This window comes from Brucella sp. HL-2, from assembly GCF_025846885.2.
Classification (GTDB): Bacteria; Pseudomonadota; Alphaproteobacteria; order Rhizobiales; family Rhizobiaceae; genus Brucella; species Brucella quorumnocens.
In genome coordinates this window covers 1-1023 of the sequence record NZ_JAOYTK010000074.1, presented here as the reverse complement: position 1 = coordinate 1023, position 1023 = coordinate 1, and the positions used below count along the sequence as shown (strand labels likewise).

Sequence of the window (1023 nt, the reverse complement as noted above, 5' to 3'; positions counted from 1 at the left end):
GTGTCCTAGTCCAAGCAGGTGGCGCGCTGCCAATTCTCCACCTGCGTAATGATCGACGGCAACGAACGGGTGATTGCCATAGGGGCGGTCAAGGGCAATTGTTCGAATTGAACCAGTCAAAGAGCTGAGAGAGTGGGCATTGACGGGAATAATAAGAAAGCCTGCAGGCAGATGAGCTCGGAGCCCGAGTATCTGTTGTTCTTCACGTGCCGGGTCGCCATGGGTATCCGCCAAAACCACAAGGTGTTGATTGCAGCAACGCGTACAATCAAAGTGAACGAGGCAGGTCGGTGATACGCGCTTGGTATATTCGACGAAGCCATCAAAAGATCGGCTATGGTGTCACGCATTTTACCATGCGTTGTCGTTGCCCAGAAAAACTTGCAACGCTCCTCCAGACAGTCGTTCAATTCATTCAGCGAAGCGAATCGTGGAACGGGTTGAAAGAACCGATGCCGAGAATCCTGAACATTCTTCTCAATCTGTCCCTTCTCCCAACCCGATGCTGGATTGCAGAAGCCTGGTTCAAACAGATATTGGCTAGCCATCGCTTGAAAGCGAATATTGACGTCCTGTTCTTTGCCTCGACCGACCTTATCGATGGCTGTACGCATATTGTCATAAATGCCACGCCGTGAAACGCCACCAAGCACACGGAATGCATGGTTGCGAGCGTCAAACAGCATCTCATGAGACTGTGTGAGATAAGCACGAATGATAAAGGCTCTGGAATAACTTAGCTTCGTATGGGCGACTTGAAGCTCTGTCCGTTCATTGCCGATAATTGCCCAGTCTTCTGACCAGTCGAATTGAAATGCTTCGCCAGGTTCAAAGCTCAAAGGGACGAACGTACCCCGACCTGATGTCTGGTAGAAGATCGGCCTTTCACTCGCGGTTAATGAGGTTCTCAGGTGAAGGACTGATTTCTCCCAGATAAGAGCGGTATCGCCGCCGCTTTGGCGTGGCAACGATCAGGTTCTCCTGTTTCATCAACCGCTGCACAACCTTCTCTGAGATTGTAAC

General features: G+C 50.7%; 2 pseudogenes. Both read right to left on the bottom strand.

Annotated elements, in window-relative coordinates:
* Positions 1-258 precede the first annotated feature (258 nt).
* Positions 259-869 (bottom strand): annotated as a pseudogene (gene istA, locus OIV19_RS23605) (IS21 family transposase); the annotation flags it as partial.
* Between the two features lie 19 nt (positions 870-888).
* Positions 889-1023, bottom strand: a pseudogene (locus OIV19_RS23600) (IS3 family transposase); the annotation flags it as partial.